The 24,354-nt window shown below is 46.3% G+C and carries 19 protein-coding genes; 16 read left to right on the forward strand and 3 right to left on the reverse strand.

Annotated elements, in window-relative coordinates:
* Positions 1 to 142 precede the first annotated feature (142 nt).
* The 12 genes from nuoC to AOT82_RS12275 all read left to right on the forward strand — a co-directional run bounded on the left by nuoC (position 143) and on the right by AOT82_RS12275 (position 15,861).
* On the forward strand, positions 143 to 1,918 hold the full coding sequence (nuoC, locus tag AOT82_RS12220; protein WP_071003280.1) for an NADH-quinone oxidoreductase subunit C/D: 1,776 nt from the start codon (positions 143 to 145) through the stop codon (positions 1,916 to 1,918).
* Between the two features lie 167 nt (positions 1,919 to 2,085).
* Complete coding sequence (gene nuoE, locus AOT82_RS12225) at positions 2,086 to 2,595, forward strand: NADH-quinone oxidoreductase subunit NuoE (RefSeq protein ID WP_058024550.1); 510 nt, start codon at positions 2,086 to 2,088, stop codon at positions 2,593 to 2,595.
* Positions 2,592 to 4,016, forward strand: a complete 1,425-nt coding sequence (gene nuoF, locus AOT82_RS12230) for an NADH-quinone oxidoreductase subunit NuoF (RefSeq protein WP_071003281.1) — start codon at positions 2,592 to 2,594, stop codon at positions 4,014 to 4,016. Before nuoE ends, nuoF begins: the two co-directional genes overlap by 4 nt.
* Positions 4,017 to 4,026: 10 nt before the next feature.
* A complete protein-coding gene (gene nuoG / locus AOT82_RS12235; RefSeq protein WP_071003283.1) occupies positions 4,027 to 7,095 on the forward strand; it encodes an NADH-quinone oxidoreductase subunit NuoG in 3,069 nt (1,022 codons plus the stop codon).
* A gap of 52 nt (positions 7,096 to 7,147) precedes the next feature.
* A complete protein-coding gene (nuoH, locus tag AOT82_RS12240) occupies positions 7,148 to 8,140 on the forward strand; it encodes an NADH-quinone oxidoreductase subunit NuoH (RefSeq protein WP_186475404.1) in 993 nt (330 codons plus the stop codon).
* Between the two features lie 55 nt (positions 8,141 to 8,195).
* On the forward strand, positions 8,196 to 8,744 hold the full coding sequence (gene nuoI / locus AOT82_RS12245; protein ID WP_010198902.1) for an NADH-quinone oxidoreductase subunit NuoI: 549 nt from the start codon (positions 8,196 to 8,198) through the stop codon (positions 8,742 to 8,744).
* Positions 8,741 to 9,460 carry an NADH-quinone oxidoreductase subunit J gene (gene nuoJ, locus AOT82_RS12250; protein WP_071003287.1) on the forward strand — a complete coding sequence of 240 codons (720 nt, stop codon included), beginning with the start codon at positions 8,741 to 8,743 and terminating at the stop codon, positions 9,458 to 9,460. The genes nuoI and nuoJ overlap by 4 nt, the downstream gene beginning before the upstream one ends.
* A gap of 98 nt (positions 9,461 to 9,558) precedes the next feature.
* Positions 9,559 to 9,867: an NADH-quinone oxidoreductase subunit NuoK gene (nuoK, locus tag AOT82_RS12255; RefSeq protein ID WP_025653102.1), complete on the forward strand. Its 309-nt coding sequence runs from the start codon at positions 9,559 to 9,561 to the stop codon at positions 9,865 to 9,867.
* Positions 9,868 to 9,871: 4 nt separating this feature from the next.
* The gene (nuoL, locus tag AOT82_RS12260; RefSeq protein WP_071003289.1) at positions 9,872 to 11,746 is read left to right on the forward strand and encodes an NADH-quinone oxidoreductase subunit L; all 1,875 of its coding nucleotides are present in this window, start codon (positions 9,872 to 9,874) and stop codon (positions 11,744 to 11,746) included.
* A 5-nt stretch (positions 11,747 to 11,751) separates the two neighbouring features.
* Positions 11,752 to 13,374, forward strand: coding sequence for an NADH-quinone oxidoreductase subunit M (gene nuoM / locus AOT82_RS12265; RefSeq protein WP_197496796.1), 1,623 nt, complete (start codon positions 11,752 to 11,754; stop codon positions 13,372 to 13,374).
* 3 nt (positions 13,375 to 13,377) lie between these two features.
* A complete protein-coding gene (gene nuoN, locus AOT82_RS12270) occupies positions 13,378 to 14,856 on the forward strand; it encodes an NADH-quinone oxidoreductase subunit NuoN (protein WP_071003293.1) in 1,479 nt (492 codons plus the stop codon).
* A gap of 177 nt (positions 14,857 to 15,033) precedes the next feature.
* Entirely contained in the window at positions 15,034 to 15,861 is an 828-nt protein-coding gene (locus AOT82_RS12275) for a ferredoxin--NADP reductase (RefSeq protein WP_058024558.1), read from the forward strand.
* Between the two features lie 100 nt (positions 15,862 to 15,961).
* On the opposite strand, the gene AOT82_RS12280 is transcribed toward AOT82_RS12275, so the two are convergent.
* Positions 15,962 to 16,741: a hypothetical protein gene (locus AOT82_RS12280; protein ID WP_227517150.1), complete on the reverse strand. Its 780-nt coding sequence runs from the start codon at positions 16,739 to 16,741 to the stop codon at positions 15,962 to 15,964.
* A 331-nt stretch (positions 16,742 to 17,072) separates the two neighbouring features.
* On the opposite strand from AOT82_RS12280, the gene AOT82_RS12285 reads away from it, so the two are divergent.
* Positions 17,073 to 17,960 (forward strand): energy transducer TonB, encoded by an 888-nt coding sequence (locus tag AOT82_RS12285; RefSeq protein ID WP_227517151.1) that lies wholly within the window; start codon positions 17,073 to 17,075, stop codon positions 17,958 to 17,960.
* 176 nt (positions 17,961 to 18,136) lie between these two features.
* A complete protein-coding gene (locus AOT82_RS12290; RefSeq protein WP_071003298.1) occupies positions 18,137 to 19,012 on the forward strand; it encodes a mechanosensitive ion channel family protein in 876 nt (291 codons plus the stop codon).
* Positions 19,013 to 19,023: 11 nt separating this feature from the next.
* On the opposite strand, the gene ybeY is transcribed toward AOT82_RS12290, so the two are convergent.
* Together ybeY and AOT82_RS12300 are read right to left on the reverse strand one after the other, a co-directional pair.
* Entirely contained in the window at positions 19,024 to 19,629 is a 606-nt protein-coding gene (ybeY, locus tag AOT82_RS12295; RefSeq protein ID WP_083328949.1) for an rRNA maturation RNase YbeY, read from the reverse strand.
* A 285-nt stretch (positions 19,630 to 19,914) separates the two neighbouring features.
* Positions 19,915 to 21,000 carry a PhoH family protein gene (locus AOT82_RS12300; RefSeq protein WP_071003785.1) on the reverse strand — a complete coding sequence of 362 codons (1,086 nt, stop codon included), beginning with the start codon at positions 20,998 to 21,000 and terminating at the stop codon, positions 19,915 to 19,917.
* Between the two features lie 603 nt (positions 21,001 to 21,603).
* Here AOT82_RS12300 and AOT82_RS12305 point away from each other — a divergent pair.
* Together AOT82_RS12305 and AOT82_RS12310 are read left to right on the forward strand one after the other, a co-directional pair.
* Entirely contained in the window at positions 21,604 to 22,911 is a 1,308-nt protein-coding gene (locus tag AOT82_RS12305; RefSeq protein ID WP_083328950.1) for a UbiH/UbiF/VisC/COQ6 family ubiquinone biosynthesis hydroxylase, read from the forward strand.
* A gap of 166 nt (positions 22,912 to 23,077) precedes the next feature.
* Positions 23,078 to 24,337, forward strand: coding sequence for an FAD-dependent monooxygenase (locus tag AOT82_RS12310; RefSeq protein ID WP_071003300.1), 1,260 nt, complete (start codon positions 23,078 to 23,080; stop codon positions 24,335 to 24,337).
* Positions 24,338 to 24,354 lie beyond the last annotated feature (17 nt).

Consider the following 24,354-nt stretch of genomic DNA (forward strand, 5'->3'; position numbering starts at 1 on the left):
TTTAGACAGTATCTAAATTTAGATAGCATTTAGATTTAGCAACCTCAATATTTTATGCGCTCATCATGGTTTGGTTATGACTGACATAGCCTCACTTTGATTGACATCGCTCAGTTATGATTAATGAAGGAATACATCATTCATGGTCACGGTAGTCGAAAACACAGATCCTAAGATCAAGCCCGTCCCAGCCGTCATTACAGAGCTGGAGCAAAAGTATGCTGGTAAATTTGTCGTACAGCACACTGTGGATGAGATTCCAACAGTCTGGGTGGCGCGTGCAGATTTATTAGACGTGCTTTTATTTTTGCGCAAACTGCCCAAGCCCTACGTCATGCTATTTGACTTGTCAGCGATAGATGAGCGTCTGCGTCAGCATCGCGCAGGGTTGCCTGACAGTGACTTTACGGTGTTTTATCACCTGATGTCGCTTGAGCGCAATAGTGATATACGTGTCAAGGTCGCACTGAGCGAAGATGACCTCAATGTCCCAAGCGCGACCAATATTTGGCCAAATGCCAACTGGTATGAGCGCGAAGTGTGGGACATGTTCGGTATTGTCTTTACAGATCATCCGCATTTGACCCGTATTTTATTGCCAAAATACTGGGAAGGTCATCCACTGCGTAAAGAATATCATGCGCGTGCGACTGAATTTACCCCGTATTTCTTGAATACCGCCAAGCAGCAATACGAGCAAGAAAACCTACGTTTTGTCCCAGAAGAGTGGGGCATGAAGCGCTCAGGTCGTGATGAAGACTTTATGTTCTTGAACATCGGTCCTAACCACCCCTCCGCTCACGGTGCGTTTCGTTTGGTACTACAGTTGGATGGCGAGGAAGTCGTCGACTGTATCCCTGATATTGGCTATCACCATCGCGGCGCAGAAAAGATGGCTGAGCGTCAAACATGGCACTCATTTATTCCTTATACCGACCGTATCGATTATTTAGGCGGTGTGATGAATGAGCTGCCTTATATCATGTCAGTCGAAAAGCTCGCTGGGATTACCGTCCCACCTCGCGCCGAGACTATCCGTGTGATGATGAGCGAGTTTTTCCGTATTACCAACAATTTGCTATACGTCGGTACATTCATTCAGGATGCAGGTGGTATGACCCCTGTATTTTATATGTTTACCGATCGCCAAAAAGCCTATGACGTCATCGAAGCCGTGACAGGCTACCGTATGCATCCGGCTTGGTTCCGTATCGGTGGTACGGCGGCTGATCTGCCACGTGGCTGGCAGCGTTTGGTGCGTGAGTTCTTAGATTGGATGCCTAAGCGCCTGGACGAGTATGTCAAAGCAGCACTACAAAACAGCGTGCTCAAAGGTCGTACCCAAGGCGTCGCTCAGTACAATGCCAAGCAAGCATTGGCTTGGGGCGTGACGGGCGCTGGTCTGCGCGCGACAGGCGTGGATTTCGATATGCGTAAAGCGCGTCCTTACATGGGCTATGAGAATTACGATTTTGCAGTGCCAGTTGGTTACAACGGTGACGCTTATGATCGCTGTATGGTCAAAGTTGAGGAGATGCGTCAGTCATTACGTATCATTCGTCAATGTATGGACAACATGCCACAAGGCCCTTATAAGGCAGATCATCCACTGGCCGTACCACCGCCGAAAGACCGTACACTGAACGATATCGAAACGCTGATTAACCACTTTATCTCCGTATCATGGGGTCCTGTAATGCCAGCGGGTGAGTGTACGACGATTGTCGAGGCGACCAAAGGTCTGAACAGTTATTATATTACCTCAGACAAAGCCACAATGAGCTATCGTACGCGTATCCGTACGCCAACGTTTGCTCATATACAGCAGATGCCATCGGTCATTAATGGCTCACTGGTTTCTGATGCCATTATGTATTTGGCATCGATTGATATTGTGATGGCGGACTGCGATCGTTAAGATTTTGATCTTTAAGGTTAAACCGCTGCTTAAAAAGTATTTGTTCATCAATATATTATTGCCTGATGGCACACCAAAATGCTGTCGCTTGTCGATATAACCACGGTTTTAAGTAGACTGATATTGGCTTGTGATAGAGCAGGATGAGTGAGGAAAGACAGAAGATTATGAAAATTGTTTCCGACAAAATGCCAAAAGTAGATGTGGAAAGCATCCTCACCACTGAGGAAATCGCTGCCATTCATGAGTTTATGCACCATTACCCACAGGCGCGTGCTGCCTCATTAGATGCGCTAAAAATTGTGCAAAAGCGCAACGGCTGGGTCGATGATGCGCAAGCAAACGCTATTGCCAACATCCTAGACATCCCGATGTCAGACATGGATGGGGTCGCCACTTTCTTTAACCGTATCTATCGCCAGCCTGTCGGTCGCCATGTGATTCTCATCTGTGACTCCGTGGCTTGTTATTTGACAGGTTATGAAGCGTTGTCAGCTGAGATCAGATCACAGCTGGGTATTGAGTATGGTCAGACAACTGCTGATGGACGTTTTACGCTATTGCCAATTTGCTGCTTGGGCAACTGTGATAAGGGGCCAGCGGTACTAATTGATGAAGACACTTACGGCCCTGTCCAGCCCTCCGAGGTCGCGCAATTATTGGAGCTATACGCATGAGTTTAACGATTTCAGAGCAGATTGCTCGTCGCGGTCAAGGCCAAGCGCCAAGCCAGCTAAATGCACAGCGTGTTCCAATTTATGGCGATAAAGCGACAGCCACTAGCGAAACCAAGCCATTGACTTGGCGTTTGGCGCATCATGATGCGGTGCTTGATTTAGCCACTTATGAGTCTCTAAAAGGCTTCACTGGTCTAAAAGAAGCGCTATCTAAATCGCCAAAAGACGTCGGCAATATGATTAAAGCCGCCAATGTCCGAGGTCGCGGCGGTGCAGGTTTTAACGCGGGTCTAAAGTGGTCGTTTATGTCGCCGCCGGACGGTTTGCCGCGTTATCTTATCTGTAATGCTGATGAAATGGAGCCGGGTACTTTTAAAGACCGTCTATTAATGGAGCGTTTACCGTTTCAGTTGATTGAAGGTATGCTTATTACCGCGCATGCGATTGGTGCCACTGACGGTTATATCTTTATCCGCGGTGAGTATATCTTGGCCGCTGAACGTTTGGTCGCTGCTATCGAAGAATGTTTGGCCAACAATCTCATGGGCGACAATATTTTAGGCTCAGATTTTAGTTTTAATCTGCATGTGCATACTGGCGCTGGACGTTATATTTGCGGTGAAGAAACCGCATTGATTAACAGCTTAGAAGGTCGCCGTGCTAACCCACGTACCAAACCCCCTTTCCCGCAAATCTCTGGTGCATGGGGCAGACCAACGGTTGTCAATAACGTTGAGACCTTATGCAATATGCCAGCCATCTTGAATCACGGCGTAGAGTGGTATCAATCACTATCCGAGATTAAAGGTAAAAGTAAAACGCCAGGCACCAAATTATTTGGCTGTTCAGGCTTGGTCAATGATCCAGGCCTCTGGGAGTTACCCTTTGGTTATACGGCTCGCGAAATCATTGAAGATTTAGCCGGTGGTATGAAAGATGGTAAAACGCTGAAGGCTTGGTTACCGGGCGGCGCCTCGACGGACTTTTTAACCGCCGATTATTTGGATGTGGTCGTAGATTTTGACACCATTCAAGAAGCGGGTAGCCGTATGGGTACTGGGCTTATCATGGTCGTCGATGAGTCGCAAGATATGGTGCCGTTACTTCGTAACCTTGAGATTTTCTTTCAACGCGAGTCGTGCGGCTGGTGTACACCGTGTCGTGATGGCTTACCGTGGGGCGTCAAATTGCTGACCGCTATCAATAACGGTGAGGGACAAGTGGGCGATGTCGAAAAACTAGAGGGCCTGACGCGTGACTTATGGATTGGCAAGACGTTTTGTGCCCATGCACCAGGTGCGATGGAACCACTAATGAGTGCGATTAAATATTTCCGTCCAGAGTTTGATCAAAAAATCGCGCAGGCGGTTGGTGTCGATGTGATTGATGCGGCAGCCAACCAACAGCCAGCAGTGAAATAAGGAGAGCGGCATGGCAGTCATACATATTGATGGAACCACTGTCGAAGTAGATAGCAGCGACAACTTACTACAAGCCTGCTTATCACTCGGCATTGATGTGCCGTATTTTTGTTATCATCCAGCCCTAGGCTCAGTAGGCTCGTGCCGTCAGTGCGCGGTCAAGCAATTCCAGAATAAAGACGATATGGAAGCAGGTCGTGGTCGTCTCGTCATGTCATGTATGGTCGCCCCTGGCGATGATATGTACATCTCCGTGACTGACGATGAAGCCAAAGCATTCCGCAAGTCGATGGTTGAGCTACTCATGACCAACCATCCACATGACTGTCCAACTTGTGAAGAAGGCGGACATTGTCATTTGCAGGACATGACTTATATGTCAGGTCATAGCCGTCGTCGCTATCGCTTTACCAAACGCACCCATCATAACCAAGAGCTTGGGCCATTTATCGCCCATGAGATGAACCGTTGCATCGCTTGCTATCGTTGTGTCCGTTTTTATAAAGACTACGCAGGCGGCGAAGATTTGGGTGTTTATGGCTCAAACAATCGCGTCTACTTTGGCCGTGATAAAGATGGTCAGTTTGAAAGCGAGTTCTCAGGCAACTTAACCGAAGTATGCCCAACGGGTGTATTTACCGATAAAACGCATTCTGAACGCTATAACCGCAAATGGGATATGCAGTACGCACCAAGCATCTGTCATGGTTGCTCAGCAGGTTGTAATATCTCACCGGGTGAGAGATATGGTGAATTGCGCCGCATCGAAAACCGCTATAACGGCGAAGTAAACCGTTACTTCTTATGTGACCGTGGTCGCTTTGGTTACGGTTATGTCAACCGCGCTGATCGTCCAACCCAAGCGCTTGAGCGCATCAATGATAAACATGTCAAAATCAATATCGACTATGCTCTTGATGAAACCATCAAACGTATCAAAGATAAAAAAGTCATTGGTATTGGCTCGCCGCGCGCCAGCCTTGAGACTAACTTTGCCCTAAAAAACCTCGTTGGCTTTGATAACTTCTCAACAGGTCTGAATCATCAGCAACAAGCACTGGTCAATAAATGCATCGAAGTGCTTAGCACGGAAGGCATTTATAACCCTAGCATGACCGATATCGAAACGCATGATGCAGTGCTCGTATTAGGTGAGGACATCACGCAAACCTCATCACGAGTGGCGCTATCAGTACGCCAAGCCGCAAAGAACGAAGGCCTAAAAATGGCGGCGGCGCTGCAAACGCAGCCTTGGCTTGCTGAACCAGTTAAGCGTATCGCGCAAGATGCATTAAGCCCAGTTTATGTCATTGATGTGACCCAAACCAAGCTAGAAGACATCAGTAAAGTGAGCGTAGTCGCGACACCTGAAGACATCACTAAACTTGGTTTTAAAGTCGCTGATGAAATTGCTAACTTCGCTGATGATTTAGCAGAAGTAGCGGACCCACAAGCGGCTGAACAAGACGCTAATGTGGATGCGATGCAAGCATTGGCTCAGCAGATCGCTTATGATTTGGTTCAAGCGGATAAGCCATTAATCATCTCTGGTACTAGCCTGTCGTCTACCGCATTAATAGAAGCGGCGGCACAGATTACTCAAGCATTAACACAAAAACGTGCTGCGATTAAAGCAACGGAACAGCAGCAAGTTGAGGCACATAATGAGCAGGTTCGCGCCGCTGAAGCACAAACAGCAACTGCTCAGCAAAGCGAAGACAAAGACTTGTCTGCTAAACCCAACAAACCGGAAACGGGCGTTGATACAGAAGCACAAGACGATGTCGAGCGTGAGCCTGCAACCAAGCTTGAGCTAAAAGAAGTGAATGATAGCTATCATGCGCAAGCCGGTATCTATCTAACGGTTCCTGATGCCAACAGCATGGGCGTTTGTATGCTTGGCGGTCAGTCAGTTGAAGAGCTGCTAGCCACTGATTACGATGTGGTTGTGGTTGCAGAAAACCAGCTAACAGATGCGATTGATGCCAATAAATTGACACAGCTACTGACTGATAAAACGGTCATTGCGTTAGATCATCAGCTGCTTGATTGGCATAAGGACGTCGATATTGTATTGCCAGCGGCTAGCTTTGCAGAAGCGGATGGCACATTGATATCAGCTGAAGGTCGTGCGCAGCGTTTCTTCCAAGTTTATGACAACGAATACTACCATCCGATGAGCAGTATTAAAGAAGGCTGGCGCTGGATACATGCTGTGCATAGCAGTATTGAAGGTCGTGATGTCGACTGGACGCAGCTAGATGATGTTATCAATGCATTGATTGCCACCCATCCTAAGCTTGCAGGTATCAAAGGCGCTGCGCCTGAAGCGGACTACCGTATGACTGGTCTGAAAATCGCGCGTCAACCGCGCCGTTACTCAGGTCGTACTGCTATGCGTGCGCCAATCTCAGTGCATGAGCCGATGCAGCCAAAAGATTTGGACACTGGTTTGACCTTCTCAATGGAAGGTTATAGCGGTAAAGAAGCACCAAGCTCGATGATTCCTTTTGCCAATGCGGCAGGTTGGAACTCCCCGCAGGCATGGAACAAATACCAAGACAAAGTCGGCGGACATCTGAAAAATGGTGATCCAGGGGTGCGTTTGTTCGATCAGCTAGAGCGTCTAGCCACTCGTCAATATGTGGCGCCAGAAGCCATGTCTTCGAATACAACTGACTTACAACAAGGCCAAGCGAAGCTAGTACCGATTCATAACATCTATGCCAGCTCAATGATGGCATCACGTAGCCCAATCGTCGCAGAGCAGCTGCCAGTTGCAGCATGGCGTATCGGTATAGATGATGCCAAAGACTGGAATATTGCTGCTGGTGATTACTTGGCGATTGAAATTGACAAGCAACAAATCACCTTGCCAGTACAGCTGGTTGGTTATTTGGCAGAAGGCTGTATCGGTTACCCAGTCGGGCAGGTGAGTATCATTCACCCATCAATGCCAGCGTCGGTACGGAAAGTAGACGCACCAGTAACGATGATGGGTAGCATGGCTAACGATATGATGAACAATAACGTCACAGCGCAAATGAACGCAGCGCCGACCACCACACAGGAGGTGTAATATGCAAGTTACCCGTATTATCCCTGATGTGCCAAGTTTTTTGGCGGGTAGCATGAGCTTTGATACTTGGTCTATTCTGTTTTTGGTGGGTCAATCGCTAGTCATCTTTTTGGTCGTGGTATTGGTTGCCGCAATGATGATTGTCTATGAGCGCCGCATGCTGGCATTATGGCAAGATCGTTATGGTCCAAACCGTGTTGGGCCTTTTGGTTCGTTGCAGTTAGTCGCTGACATGCTCAAAATCTTTTTTAAAGAAGATTGGACACCAAACTTTACTGATAAGTTTATGTTCACCTTGGCACCTGCGGTCGCAATGTTCACGGCACTGGCTTCATTTGCCATTATTCCTATCTCGCCAACACTTGGCGTGGTTGATTGGGATATTGGTATTTTGTTTTTCTTTGCCATGGCGGGTATTGCTGTTTACGCCGTGATGTTCGGTGGTTGGGCATCTGCTAACAAATTCTCGCTACTCGGTGGTTTGCGCTCAGCTGCACAGACGATCAGTTACGAAGTGTTTTTAGGTTTGTCGTTGATGGGCGTTGTTGCACTGACAGGTTCATTTAACTTACGCGCCATTGTTGAGTCACAAGTCGACGGCTGGTATATCATTCCGCAGTTTTTTGGGTTTTTAACCTTTGTGGTCGCGGGTGTGGCGGTTACGCACAGACATCCATTTGACCAACCAGAAGCAGAGCAAGAACTGGCTGAAGGCTATCATGTCGAATATTCGGGCATGAAGTTTGGTATGTTCTTCATTGGTGAGTATGTCAACGTTGTCTTGATTTCTGCCTTGATGACTTGCTTGTTCTTTGGCGGTTGGCTTGCGCCGTTCAATTTAGATATCCCATTTATTCCACCAGTTTTTTGGTTCATGATTAAAACGCTGTTCTTTATGACCATGTTTATTTTGGCTCGAGGCTCACTCATGCGTCCGCGTTATGATCAGGTGATGAACTTTGGCTGGAAAGTATGTCTGCCAGTAACGCTGATTAATCTATTAATCACTGCTGCGGTCATTTTGATCTTTTCCCCAACGTTATAGTCATTACTAGCCATCACTGATGAACTAGGGTAAAGCTGATAAGGATAATAATCCCATGTTTACTACCATAAAAAAGACCGTCATTGGTATATTTACCATTGTCCGCAGCATGTGGATGGTCAATAGTCATGCACTCAGACCGCGTGACACCATCCTTTATCCTGAAGAGCCGGTACCTGTGCCGCCGCGTTTTCGTGGACGTATTGTCCTTACGCGTGATCCTGATGGAGACGAGCGCTGCGTGGCTTGTAACTTGTGTGCGGTGGCATGTCCGGTAGGGTGTATCTCATTACAAAAAGCCGAGCGTGAAGATGGACGCTGGTATCCAGAGTTTTTTCGAATTAACTTCTCACGCTGTATCTTTTGTGGATTGTGTGAAGAAGCCTGTCCAACGACAGCGATTCAAATGACCCCAGATTTTGAGCTGGGTGAATATAAGCGCCAAGATTTGGTCTATGAAAAAGAGCATTTGCTCATTTCAGGACCAGGTAAATACCCTGATTATAACTATTATCGTGTGACAGGTATGGCGGTAGCAGATAAACCAAAAGGTGCAGCACAAAACGAGTCTGCACCGATTGATCTAAGGAGCTTGCTACCATGATGAATATTTTGAACCATCCTGAACTGGCTGGGTTTTATTCACTGGCGGCAGTGGCGATATTTGCCAGTCTGCGCGTCGTGACTCAGGCCAATCCAGTGCATGCTATCTTATCGATGATTGTATCGTTGCTGGCAATTGCTGGGATATTCTTTGTATTAGGAGCGCCGTTTGCAGGTGCGCTAGAGATTGTTGTTTATGCTGGTGCCATTATGGTGCTATTTGTTTTTGTTATCATGATGCTGAACTTGGGCATGAGTAATGACGAGCGCGAAGAGCGTTGGCTCGATGCTGGTACTTGGGCGATACCGACAGGATTGACGATAATCGTTGCCGTTGTGCTCTATGCAATGATTGGTATGGGTCATGATGAAGCCGTTATGATGGGTGGCACGACTATCTCTGCCAAAGCAGTCGGTACGGTGCTATTTACCAAATATATCATGCTGGTTGAAATTGCAGCTTTGTTACTATTAGCGGCTTTGGTTGCCGCTTATCACTTAGGTAAAGAGTCGATTGATGAAGAGATCGTCGGTCATGCGAGTCAAGACGTTCAGCCAAGTGTAGGCAGTATCAAACAATATGACAATGACAGTGCGCTTACACAGCATGATGGCGTAGAAATGGCTAAGCCTTATGAATATAAAGATGTTGACCCGCATGACTATGTTGGTATGAACACAGGTGCGAACAAAGTGACGCGCAAGGAGGCAGACTAATGGTACTAGCAGCAAGCGTGGCACAAGAGGTGTCAAACGTGCCGTTTGCCCACGAGGTGGCAGGCTTAGTACAGCCAGTTGCTGAGGCGCAAAATGTACTGGGTATGATACCCATGAGCCATGGACTGATTTTGGCAGGTATTTTATTTGCTATTGGTCTGTGCGGCGTCATGGTACGACGTAACTTCTTATTTATGCTCATGAGTCTTGAGATCATGATGAATGCGGCAGCACTAGCATTTGTCGTGGCAGGTAGTCGCTGGGTCGATCCAGACGGGCAGATTATGTTTATCTTTATTTTGACCTTGGCCGCGGCTGAAGCGTCGATTGGTCTGGCAATATTATTGCGTTTTTATCATCAGCGTGGGCATCTCGATGTCGATAGCGCCAATGAGATGAAAGGATGATGTCATGAGTTTATTACCATTAACCTTTATATTCCCGCTCATTGGCTTTTTGATTTTAGCCTTTATGCGCGACAAATTATCAGAGACGGTCGCAGCGTTTGTTGGCGTGGGTAGCATGCTGTTATCAGCATTATGTACGCTAGTCGTTAGCTATACCTTTTTGACCACCAATCCAGCTGGAACGGTAATTGAAGTTCCGCTATGGACATGGTTCCAAGTTGGCGACTTTGCGCCGCATTTTGGCTTGAGCTTTGATGGTTTGGCATTGACTATGACAGGCATCATTACTGGGATTGGCTTTTTGATTCATCTGTTTGCCTCTTGGTATATGAAAGGCGACACTGGCTTTGCCCGTTTCTTTAGCTATATGAACTTGTTTGTGGCCAGCATGCTGTTACTGGTACTCGCAGATGATTTGTTCTTGCTATATCTTGGCTGGGAAGGCGTGGGTATCTGTTCGTACTTATTGATTGGTTATTATTACCATGACAGAGCCAATGGTCGCGCCGCGATGAAAGCCTTTACCGTCACGCGTGTTGGTGATGTGTTCTTAGCCTTTGGTTTGTTCTTATTATTCCGCGAATTCGGTACGCTTAATATTCAAGAGATTATTACGCGCGCGCCAGAAGTGTTCGATGTAAACAACCCAACGATGATGCTAACTACCATGATGTTGGTCGGCGGCGCGATGGGTAAATCAGCGCAGTTGCCACTACACACATGGCTTGCTGATGCGATGGCAGGTCCAACACCCGTATCGGCATTGATTCACGCGGCAACAATGGTAACGGCTGGCGTTTATCTGATTGCCCGCTTGCATCCATTGTTTGAGTTGACCCCAGGCATCTTATTATATTGGGTTGGTGGCGTCGGGGCATTGACGCTGGTCGTTGCTGGATTCTGTGCGCTCGCGCAAACAGACATTAAACGTATCCTTGCGTATTCAACCATGAGTCAGATTGGCTATATGTTCTTAGCGCTTGGCGTGGGTGCGTGGCAAGGGGCAATCTTCCATTTGATGACCCATGCTTTTTTTAAGGCGCTGTTGTTCTTGGCATCAGGTGCGGTCATTCTTGCCGTACATCATGAGCAAGATATCTTTAAGATGGGCGGTCTGCGTAAAAAGATACCATTGGTATTTTGGTGTTATATCATTGGTGGCGGTGCGCTCGCGGCGATACCTTGGGTTACCGTTGGTTTTTATTCTAAAGAAGCGATTCTTTGGGAAACTTATGCCACAGGTCACTTAGTACTATTCTATATGGGTGTGTTCGGCGCATTCTTAACCGCAATCTATACGTTCCGTATGATTTGGATCATATTCTTCGGTGAAGAAAAAACCCATGCGCACAAGCTATCAGGGGTGTCGTACTGGTTACCTTTGACGGTATTACTTGTATTGTCTACCGCTGTTGGTGCTTGGATTACGCCGCCACTACAAGGTGTATTGCCAGAGAGCGTAGGTCACTTATTAGAAGTCGCGGGTCAAGACCATGCTAAGCACACCGCAGAGTATATCGCGATGGGTGCGATGGTGGCCGGTTTGATATTGGCAGCACTATTATATGTCGTCAATAAAGGTCGCATGCTCATAAGCTTTAAGCGCTCACGTATTGGCGGGGCGCTATATCATTGGTGCTATCACGGTCTAGGTTTCGATGTGCTATACGATATAATTTTTGTAAAACCCTTTTTGTTCATCGGCCGCTTATTAAAAGCCGACCCTATCGATAAAACGTGGCTATTCTTGCCTAAGCTGGCTTCGGCAGGTAATAAAGTATTGTCTGCGACGCAAACAGGGTCTCTTCGAGGTTATGCCACAAGCTTTGGCTTGGGTATGGCTGTATTGCTGGTGCTGGTAATGATAACGGTGGTGTAAAGATGATGGAGTTACAACAAACGTGGATGCTACCAGCATTAATCGCAATTCCTTTTATTGCAGGATTGCTATGCTGGTTGGTGGAGCGATTTAATAAACGTCTGCCGCGCTGGATTGCCTTGATCGGTATGATGTTGACCTTTGCTTTGTCATTAATACTTTGGCAGCAGGGTGATTTTAGCGGTATGAGTAAGCAGGTCATCGCGCCAGATGCTGCCGTGCCTTGGGTCGCAGAATTTAGTGTGCCGTGGATACCGAGCTTTGGTATTAGCTTTCACTTGGCGCTAGATGGTTTGTCACTGATGATGGTAGCCTTAACAGGTTTGCTTGGTGTGGCAGCTGTTGCCTGTTCGTGGAATGAGATTCAGCGCCGCGTTGGCTTTTTCCACCTAAACTTGCTATGGAGTTTGGGCGGCGTTATCGGGGTTTTCTTAGCGATTGATCTGTTCTTATTCTTCTTCTTTTGGGAGATGATGCTGGTTCCTATCTATTTCTTGATCGCGCTTTGGGGTCATGATGTGGTTGGCAAAACCAAAGAATACGCCGCAACCAAATTCTTTATCTATACCCAAGCGTCTGGGCTTATCATGCTCATCGGTATTTTGGTATTGGTCATTATCAGCTACGCCCAAACTGGGGTGGTCAGCTTTAACTATAATGACTTACTCGGTACGTCACTTGGCGGCTGGGAATATCCCATCATGCTGTGCTTCTTCATTGGTTTTGCGGTGAAGTTGCCTATTGTACCTTTTCATGGCTGGTTGCCAGATGCGCATGCGCAGGCACCAACGGCAGGTTCGGTGGATTTGGCAGGTGTGCTCATTAAAACTGCCGCCTATGGTTTGATTCGTTTTGTGTTGCCGTTATTCCCAGTAGCGTCACAAGAGTTTGCACCGATTGCCATTACCTTGGGGACGATTGGTATCTTCTACGGTGCTTGGCTCGCGTTTATGCAGACCGACATGAAGCGTTTGCTAGCGTATACCAGTATCTCGCATATGGGCTTTGTGGTATTAGCAATCTATGCTGGAACATTGCTCAGCTTACAAGGTCTGATGATTCAGATGCTTGCGCACGGGCTTAGCTCAGCCGCACTATTTATCATGGCAGGGCAGCTATATGAGCGTCTGCATACACGTGATTTGACCTTGATGGGTGGTATGTGGGGACAGTTCCGTTACTACGCACCGATATTGATGTTCTTCTGTGCGGCGTTGCTTGGTATTCCAGGTACAGGTAACTTCATTGGCGAGTTTATGATTTTATTTGGCTCCTTTGCTCAGTATCCTGTGTTTGTGGTATTTGCGACATTCAGCTTGGTGCTTGCAGGTCTATACTCGCTTATTTTGATTTATCGCGCGTTATTTGGTGAAAACAACATCGCTGCATTGGCAGAGCGAGAGACTAAGTCACATGGTTTGCCTGCACGTAGATTAAAAGATTTGGGCAAGCGCGAGCTGTCATTACTATTGATGTTAGCGGCTGGTTTGGTCTGGCTCGGATTATATCCACAGCCGTTCCTTGATACCTCAAGTCACGCGATGCAGTGGATCAACAATGCATATATATACAGTCAAGTGACACAGGTAGATGCGTCGCAACTGCTTGATGTAATGGAGGCACGTTAAGTCATGAATGAGATTACAATGAATGATTTGATAGGGCTTGTGCCTTACGCACCGATTATCGCCGTAGTGATTACGGTACTCGTGGTGATGATTGCCATCACTATCAAGCGCTCGCATATGGTCACTGGTACAATCACCGTAGTCGGTTTGAATATTGCTCTGGTTACGTTACTTGGGCAAATGACGGGCTTTATTGAAAGCGGTGCTATTGCGCCAAATGCTGAGCAGTTATTTGTGATTGATAACTTTGCACAGTTCAATATGGTGATAGTTCTAGTTTGTGCCTTGGCGTGTTGTACGCTATCGTATGCGTATCTGGCCGATCTAAAAGACAATAAAGAAGAGCTATACTTGCTCATGCTGCTATCGACCATTGGTGCATTACTCATGGTAAGCGCGCAGCATATGGCATCATTCTTTATGAGTCTTGAGATGCTGTCAGTGCCTTTATATGGTTTGCTCGCTTATACTTATATGCGTAACCGCTCGCTTGAGTCAGGACTAAAATATCTAGTACTGTCGGCGACAGCGTCAGCGACTTTACTCATGGGTATGGCCTTTATTTATGCAGAGGTTGGCTCGTTGGCATTTAAGCCAATCAGCATGGTATTGGGCAATATTTTTGAATCGCCACTACTGATATTGGGTGCGGCGATGATGATGTTTGGTATCGCCTTTAAGCTTTCTGCAGCTCCCTTTCATATGTGGACACCAGATGTTTATGAAGGCGCGCCTGTCCCTATCGCGACCTTTTTGGCGTCTGTCTCAAAAGTTGCCATGATGGCGCTAGCGGTTCGATTCTTAATCGATACCTCTTTATTGGCATTGCCATCGGTGCAAATGTTATTAATGGTGATGGCAACCTTGTCTATCTTGGTAGGTAACTTGTTAGCTGTGCGTCAGACCAGCCTCAAACGTCTATTGGGTTATTCATCCATTGCCCATATGGGTTATGTGATGATCGTCATCGTCAGTATTGGCGCTGCTGCTGATAGCATTTCTAGTATGTATATGGCGGTGTATGCCTTTACGTCTATCGGTGCCTTTGGTGTGGTGACATTGATGTCGAGTCCATATCGCCTATCTGGTGAGGCCGATGAGCTGACACATTATCAAGGGCTATTCTGGCGTCGTCCAGTATTGACGGCAGTGATGACTATCATGATGTTATCACTGGCTGGTATTCCATTGACCGCAGGCTTTATCACCAAACTATTTGCGATATTGGCTGCTGTACAAGGAACCAACTGGTTCTTAGCTGCGATGATTATCCTAGGTAGTGCGATTGGTCTATTCTACTACTTGCGCGTGTTACTCACACTGTTCAAGCGTCCTAAGCAGTTCATCGAGTTTGACGTGTCCGGACAATGGGGTATTCGTACCGGCGGTATTATGGTTATTGCGGTGACGGCCATTATCCTGTTCTTTGGTATTTTGCCAAATAGTATGATCGAATGGGCAAGCTTGGCTCGTATTTGGTAGATTCAATGATTTATGCGATAAGATAAGCCATTTGTTGCTTATCTGTTGTTACGGTTAAAAAACCAAGATGCGCCCGCTTTATGATAAGCTTGGCGCATCTTTTTTTGCTTAATTTTTGTCTTTGGCAAACTTATCTTATAAAAATACCATTTAATAAAATATGAGTGATGAACAGTTATGAGTGATAATATTCAAACGGTAACGGTGCTCAGCAAAACCACATGGACGCCAAATTTATTTAGCTTTACCGTCAGCCGTCCTGATAGTTTTAAGTTTACTGCCGGACAGTTTGTGCGCTTGGGTGTCAATCCGAGTCAATTAAAATATTACCAACAGGTTAAGGCAAGTGATGAAGTCTCTAATGAAGCATTGAATGAAGATATCTTTCGAGCGTATTCGATTGTGTCTTCGCCCTTTGATGAGGTACTAGAGTTTTTTTCTATTGTTATTCCTGACGGTGCTTTTACCTCACAGTTGCAGCATCTACAAGTGGGCGATGAGCTATTACTTAATACCATGCCATTTGGGTTTTTGACCTTGGCGCGTTACCAAAAACCCCTGCCTAAGGACTTGTGGCTGCTTGCCACAGGCACTGGTCTTGCACCATTTTTATCGATGCTACAAGACCTAAAGACATGGGAAGATTACGAGCATATCGTGCTAGCCTATAGCGCACGCTCGACGGATGAGCTTGCGTACGTTGAGCAAATCGAGCGCTTGCAAGACGATTTTGGCTCGCTGGTTGATAATCCTGCAAAGCTGATTTTCATTCCTATCGTCACCCGTGAGTCTGTCGACGGCGCGTTATCAGAGCGACTACCAAAGCTGTTATTAGAAGGCACGTTGCAAGCGCGCGCGGGTATCGATTTGGATGTCGATACGACGCATGTCATGCTATGTGGTAACCCAGATATGGTGGATGATACCAAAGAGGCATTGAAGACACTAGGATTGGTGATGAATCGCCGAGGTGAGGGTAATATCGCTGTTGAGAACTATTGGTAGGGGCAGCTGACGATTGTCTTATTTAATAAAAAACGCTACATCTATCAGGCTAATAACCTGTGAGATGTAGCGTTTTTTTGGAGACATCGTTTATGGATCGTTATTCTTGGCTGGGTTCGGTGGCATCGTCTACAGGGTTGATGGGGCCTTGCATCAATTGCGGCTCATCATCGTCGCTAATGATATCTTCGTTATTGCTTGAGGCCAATAAGTCACGATAGTTAATCTGCGCCTTCAAAACCATTTGCTCTTCTTCAAGCTTTCCATAGTTGACCTGTACTTTATACAACGTACTCATGATCTTTTTGTTGTTTTTTAGCCAGCGGTTAATATCGAGGTAAATCACTTCGTCTTTTGGGCGAGCAATATTGACGTAGGAGAGAATAAAGCCCAATGGGTCTTTTTTAAGGACGCTATGATAAAACCAAATAGCAAGCTTGATCCCTTGGCGCTTAACAAAAGACTCGCAGCGTAGATTTAATATATCGGTATACGTCTGCTGACCAAACACAAAACGTTGGACATTACGATCTAGCTGCACATGGACCAAACTAAAATTACTGGCCACTTCAGCGTAAATACCGCCAGCATTAACCGTGCAGTATAAGCGAAACCAATCATCATGCATTTCAACGCGCAGCTCTAGTATGGCTTTTACATTATCCGTTACAAAGCTTTGTAGCGCCTCGTTGACGTATTTTTGTGCGACTGGTAGGGATATCTCATCTTCGAGTTTGTCTGTCGTTTTATGATAGATGTCTTTAACCGATTGAGCGATACGCTCCCAACCACTATCAAGTGACTCGTCAAAACGATAGCCGATGTTCTCAAAGAGCTCGTCAAAACTGTCTGAATTATTCACGTTATCAAAGTCGCTCAAACTTATTATCCTTATAATTATAGGGCTTAGCACTACCATTCTAAAACAGTATATAACAAATACCGTGGCTTCAAAATGGACACATGCGTTTTATGACAATTCATTTGATATCATAAAGACGATACCTGTTTTATAACATTTTTAGTGATAGAGATTTGTTTTAAGTAGATGAAAGGTTGTAAACAATGACTGATTAGCGCCATCTCTCGACACTATCGGTTGGGCTAGCGACTTAATTCTATGTCATGTTATGATAGCGCCGACATATATCGTGCATATCACTACATGCTCATTTATAAACCATACCCTTACCTATCAGCTGAGACCCATTGTGGCCTATATCAAAGACTCACAGAGCTACCATTTTTCGGCGCAGCCTCCCAAGCGTGATGTGAGCTTACCTGTAGCGATTGTCATTGCGGTCGCCATACACGTATTGATTATTTTTGGCATCAGCTTTTCGATGGGTAAAGACCCGGCTGCCATGATGCAGGATGTGGCAAAGGCGCTCACCGATAATATGCAGCCAAACGAAGACGCGCATTTTATTGCCAACGCCTCACAAGAAGGCGGCGGCACCATAGAGGAGCGACTAAGACAAGAGAATGACCAAATGAGTCCATTGTCTGCTGAGCAAATGAGCGAGACACAAGACGTCATCAATCTACAGCGCCAAGTTCGACAGCAGCGCTACCAAGAGAGCTATCTGCGCACCACGTTAAGCTGGCGTCAGGCGAGCGTAGAGTCGGATAATGATAGCAAACAAGCACAAGATGACATCATGGCACAAGAAGCGCGTCTGCGTAAGCAAATCGCTACTTTAGAAGCGCAATTGTCTCAACGTCAGCAAGTCTATGCGACCAAATCCAAAGTGGTCACTATGGATAGTAACTCGACCACGCGCGGGGCAGCAGCTGACTATATCAATACCTTCCGTGAGCATGTCGAGCGTGTCGGCAATCTGCATTATCCTGTGCAAGCACGGGCGCAAGGCATTACGGGTGAAGTGCGGCTCATGGTCATTATTAGTAATAATGGCAATATCAAAGCCATTCGTCTGCTAGAAAGCTCAAATTCGACGATACTGGATGAGGCCGCAAAACAGTCAGTACGACAAGCAGCACCTTTTGGACAATTTACCAAAGAGATGAGTGATATTGTCGAGTTACGACTGATACGTACTTATCGCTATAGCGACGAAGTGGATGTCACCTACTGACGCCACAAAACGAAAACTACAAAACTAAAGCGATAAAAAATCAGTGACACGATAAATAAACATAGAATATCAACGAATACGTCATAATATTTGACGACAATAATTAAGATTAATCGGCAATTAAGATTAATCGACACCCAAATTTATAACACACCGCTATCGAGTAAAGAGTTAGTATGGAATTTTTAGGTTTTACAGTAGATGTTGCAACGCTCACCAGCAATGCATTAGAGATAGTCATCAAGGTGGCTTTGGCAATACTTATATTTATCGTTGGGCGCTGGCTTGCCAAAAAAGCCGTCGACTTTTTTGGCCGTCTCATGGCGCGTAGTCATTTAGATGAAACAGTCTCTGGCTTTTTAAGCCGTCTGTTGTATGGCGTGCTATTGGTTGTCGTAGTCTTAGCCGCACTTAGCAAAGTTGGCGTACAGACCACCTCGGTCGTTGCTATCTTGGGCGGTGCCGCGGTTGCAGTTGGTTTGTCACTAAAGGATCAATTATCAAATTTTGCCGCTGGCATTATGATCGTGACTTTTCGCCCATTTGTACGCGGTGATTATGTGCAAATCAGCAGCTATACGGGTACAGTGACCGAGATTACCTTGGTCAACACGCATCTAACGACCATTAACAATCATGACATCATTATTCCTAACAGCGACATCACAACCTCAGCGGTGGTCAACTATACAGCACTACCCAATCGCCGCGTCGATATCACCGTGGGCATTGGCTATGATGCAGATATCAAAACGGCCAAAGATCTGATGCTGAGCCTCGCCAGAAATAACCCGTTGTCTTTCACCGATCCTGAGCCTATTGTACGAGTGACCAATCTTGGTGACAATTCAGTTGATTTGACATTGAACGTGTGGACAACCAATGCTGACTGGTGGACCATGCAGTGCCAGTTGCTTGAGCAGTTCAAACACGCATTGGATGATGAGAATATTGAGATTCCATTCCCGCAGCGCAGTATCCATGTCAAAGGCTTGGATCAAATGATCAATCAAATGGGTCAAGCACAAAAGCTGCCGACCACTAAAGATTGATTAAGACCGAATCAAAGATAAGGGTTTGGTAGGTTTAGGCCTGCCAAAATCTCAATCTCAAAGCGCTCCATCTCATCTTGCTCGGCCTCTCCGAGCTCATGATCAAAACCCAGTAGGTGCAGCACGCCATGTATCAGTAAATGACTGATGTGCTGTGCCACGGTTTTGTCTTGCTCTTGTGCCTCACGTACCATGACCTCATGACAGATAATAAGCTCACCAAGAGACAGTGTTGGCATTAGTCCGATGATGGCGACAGGCAACTCACTTGGATAAGACAAAATATTGGTCGCATAGTCCTTACCGCGTGCCTCTAAATTGAGGGCTTGGCCTTCGATTTCATCTGTAATATATATATCCAAGGTTTTAGGTTTTTCTTGCCACAGCTCAGAATCGATATCTGCAAAGTAGGGTAGTGTCAGCCCTTCATTGATGCGCGCGTTCATATAATCTAAAGTCGCCATCATGACAGATAATAGATACTTACGATCATAAAACGTATCAAGCGTCTCATCATCGATACTATCGGCTGCATTAATATCCAGTGCTACCAAGCTGTCATCGTCATTAGTGGCGCTATGATCTTGGTGGCTATTATTACTGTCAAATTGGTTCATATCGGTATCCTGTTTTATTATAAATGGGCGTGTTTAGTTGGCTATACTCAATCTAGACCATGCCTCACCCAAGTAATGCTAAACCTAAGCAAACTCTGCCAAGAAAAAACCGGACTACTTTAGTAATCCAGTTTTTCTATGCAATATAAATCTTTATAGTAAATTGTTCTAGCGTTATTATAGTTGATCCAATTTAAGAGCGGTACAAGGCAACCGAGTGCAGATGTATATGTCATACTTCAAGCGAGGTTAATGCTATAACGCTTTTATAGTGGATTGACTATATTATAGTTTGGCAGCAGCATTAGCCACAGCTTGTCTACGTTCTTGTTCTTTGATACGTTCAAACTTACGTTTTTCTTCTAGAGCCATTTGCGCTTCATCGTATACGTCATACGCTTCAACGATTTGTTGTACCAACTGATGGCGTACCACGTCTTTTGAATCAAATTTGGTGATATGAATCTCTTCGATGTCTTTTAAGATCTCCATCGCCTGCGCGAGACCTGATTTGTGACCGCGTGGCAAATCGACCTGCGTGATGTCACCAGTAATCACAGCCCGTGAGCCAAAGCCCAAACGTGTCAAAAACATTTTCATCTGTTCAGGCGTGGTGTTCTGTGCTTCATCCAAAATGACAAAGGAGTTATTGAGCGTACGACCACGCATATACGCAAGCGGGGCGATTTCGATGATTTGTTTTTCGATCATCTTGCCAACTTTCTCAAACCCGATCATCTCATAGAGCGCGTCATACAATGGACGCAAGTAAGGGTCAATCTTTTGCGTCAAATCACCAGGCAAGAAGCCTAGTTTTTCGCCAGCTTCTACGGCTGGACGTACGAGTAGGATACGCTCAATCTCGTTACGTTCTAGCATATCGACTGCACAAGCGACCGCAAGATAGGTTTTACCAGTACCAGCAGGGCCAATACCAAACGACACATCAGAGCTTAAGACGTTTTTTACATAGCGCTGCTGGTTGCCACCGCGCGGTATGATGCGACCTTTGCGCGTACGCAGACTGACGGGCGTAAACTCATTGGCCTCATCTGATTCTGCATCCTCGATATCATCATCCTGCTCATCGTCGTCCATATCCTCATCACGCGAGATGCTAGATTGGATAATCAGATGCAGTTCTTCTGCGCTGATATCCTTGGTGTTTTGGGCTTCATCGACCATCTTATAGATAATACGTTCACCGCGCTCGACAGCGGTCACATCGCCACTTAAGCAAAAATCGCCTTGACGTTGCATAATTTTGATATCGAGGCGTTCTTGGATGTATTTCATGTGGTTGTTATATTCGCCAAGCACGGTTTTGAGCTGTGTTGGCGTTAGGGATTCAAACTTTATACGGCGGCTCATGGTATCAGTCAAGCGATTATCCTTGTATTGTATGCCCGGCGCTGTGATTTCATTTTGATAGCGTCACGGGTTTCAGAGATAAAGTAGTTAGTAGCGTTATATGGGTGTTGAGTAGTTATAGTAAATACTAAAAATGACGGTAATATTATTGTTGGTTTTGTGGAAGATAATAAATAAAAGTCTTGCCTTCATTATGGTAGAGAATTTTTAAAATTCAAGCGATACATTGAGCAGATAGCGTTCTTTTTGTATGTCGATTGCAATCAACACACTACTCTAAATCGAGTCAACAGCATGTCTATTAAGTTCATTTATCGGTTAGATAACATCATCAGTGAAAAGTAACGCTCGCATTGAAATATTGATAAGTTGAGTTTTTACTGATTTTACCGATATAAACCTTGCTTGCGATGAGGATGGACGAACGATTTGTCTACGGTTAAGAGCGCAGCATGATAGGCAATTTGTGGTAATCTATGAGCGATATTACAGCACTTTACGATTGAGTCAGAAGCGGCCTTTACCAGATAAAGGCTATCCAATAAAACGACTATCAATCGCTAAAGACGTGTCTGCCCAACAATTATAATAGGAACAACAACGATGCAAGAGACAGGTTCACCTTTATCCAATTCTAAAAGCCTACCTGAAAGAAGAGAAGCAATCACCGACCAGCAAGTGCTTATCGTCGGTGGCGGTCATGTCGGTTTGTCTTTTGCCTTACTACTGGCGCATCACGGCATTGCTAGCACGCTATTAGAAAAAAACCGTTATCCAACCATCAGTCCGACCGATGACCGTACGCGCAGTCATTATTTGGACAGTCGTAATACAGCGTTATCTCGGCGTACGGTACAGATCTATCAAGAGATTGGATTGTGGGATGAATTGCAAAGCCATGCCTGCCGAATTGATAGCGTGCAAATTAGTGAGCAAGGTAGCTTTGGGCGCGCACAGCTCAACAAAGCCGAGGAGAAAGTAGAGTCGTTTGGACAAGTCATTGAGAACGCGTGGCTAGGGCGTAAGCTCTTATTAGCCGCACAGCAGTCACCACTTATTACCTTGATTGATAATGCCAGCGTTAATACCGTTGCCCAACAAGTGGATGGCGTGATGCTGAGCTTTAGCAACGATGACGCAGCAGAAAACGAGCAACAGCTACAAGCCAGCGTGTTAGTCGCTTGTGATGGGCGCGACTCTACGGTACGTCAGTTGTTAAATATCGGCACCACAACCTATGACTATCAGCAAACCGCTATCGTTGGTGTGGTAGAGACCGATAGACCGCATGAGCATGTAGCGATTGAGCGTTTTAGCCCAGCAGGGCCGCTAGCTGTGCTGCCACTGACAGATCCAGAGGGCGACGGCAATGACACCTATCAACAAGGTTATAGACGATCTGTGGTTTGGGTCTGTCCAACAGGTGAAGAAACCAAATATCTAGAAGACGACGCGCAGTTCTTGCAGACGCTACAGCAAGCGTTTGGACAACGCGCGGGCACGTTTGTCGCCGCTGGTCGCCGCGGCGCGTATCCGTTATCGCGTGTGCTAGCAGATAAGCAGGTCGAGGGTCGCTGCGTTATCATGGGCAATGCCGCTCATACTTTGCATCCTGTCGCGGGTCAAGGCTTTAATCTTTGTATGCGAGATGCTCATGTATTGGCGCAAATGATGAGCGCACAAGTGCTCAAAGGCGAAGACATCGGTAATGCACAACTACTAAAGCGCTATGAAAAAGCGCGTCAAACGGATCAAAAGCGGGTGATTCGATTCTGTGATGCCGTGGTACATGGCTTTACCCATCCTAATCCCGCCATTAAGTTTGTACGTAATATGGCATTACTGGCCTTTGATAAATTGCCAAATATCAAGCCATTGGTGGCAACCTACGCGATGGGTTTAAAGTCATAGCGCTATAGTTAATCCTCTTTAAAAGAGTGACAGCGTTAACCTCGCTTGCAGTATTGCCTATACATCTGCACTCGGTTGCCTTGTCTCTCTTTTAAACTGAATCAACTATATGTAATTGAGATTGATAATAAGCATTCTAATATTGAGCAATATTGAGAGACACCTTATGAAAAACAATCATACGCTGATTATCGGTGGCGGTATCGTTGGCGCGACGCTCGCGCTAAAGCTGGTGCAGAACAAAATGCCAGTGACCTTGGTTGATGCCCGTCCTGCCCGTGACGAGTCTGCGTGGCAAGCGGTGCTGGGCAAACGTGACGCGCGTGTCTATGCGCTTAGTTTGGCGAGTATTAATTTGCTTACAGAGGTTGGCGCGTGGCAACACATTACCGCATCCAAGCGTAAAGCCGACTATTCGCAAATGCAGGTATGGCAGTTGAACGGCATGGGCGAGCTATTATTTGGTGACAGTCATGACCAAAGCGCTGCGCCTGAGATACTCGGTAGTATGGTGGAGCCAGCCGTTATTGAGCACGCCTTATGGCAGCGTTTGCATAAAGCGGATGTCAGCGACTATCTGACCGTTATCGCTGGGCATAAAGTGGTCAATATGGACTGGCTAGGTGCACAGCAAGGTTACCGTGTGACCTTGGATGATGGGACAGCGATTGATGCGCGTCTGTTGGTTGGTGCTGATGGGCGTGGCTCATTTGTCCGTCAACAAGCAGGCATTGGACTTGATACGCTCGATTATAATCAAACCGCGATTTGCTGTGCGATTCAAACAGAGAAACCACATCAAGCGACTGCTCGTCAAGCCATGTTGCCAACGGGGACGCTAGCGCTCTTGCCGCTAGCGGATATTACTGATGACGATAAGGCAAATCCACAACATTGGCAATCTATCGTATGGACCTTGCCGCCCAATCAGGCATTGGCATTAATAGAGGAAGACGACCGCTTTATCGCAGATAAACTCGCAGCGGCAAGTCATTACGAGCTGGGTGCTATAAAGCAGATTGAGTCCATCGCCAGTTTTCCTTTAGCAGCACAACAAGCAAAAAACTACGTCGCTGATAACTTGGTACTCATCGGTGATGCCGCCCATGGCGTGCATCCGCTAGCAGGCCAAGGGTTGAACCTCGGTATGCTCGATGTAAAAGTATTGTGTGAGCAGTTGATGCATGACTTTACCCGTAGTGGCGGCACGCTGTGGGGCAGTAATCAAACGCTGCGTCATTATGAGCGCTCGCGTCGTCCGCATAATAGCCTGATGATGCACAGCTTTTCGGCACTGAACTGGTTATTTGCAGGGTCGCTTGCACAAACTCGTCCTATTCAGCAACTGCGTAGCGAAGGCATGTACCGCGTTGGCAAAATTAAGCCGTTGATGCGCCTGTTTGCGAAGCAGGCGAGTGGGGTTTAACTTAACAAGGAATTGGT

Source organism: Psychrobacter sp. AntiMn-1, from assembly GCF_001854065.1.
In the GTDB taxonomy this organism is placed as follows: domain Bacteria; phylum Pseudomonadota; class Gammaproteobacteria; order Pseudomonadales; family Moraxellaceae; genus Psychrobacter; species Psychrobacter pacificensis.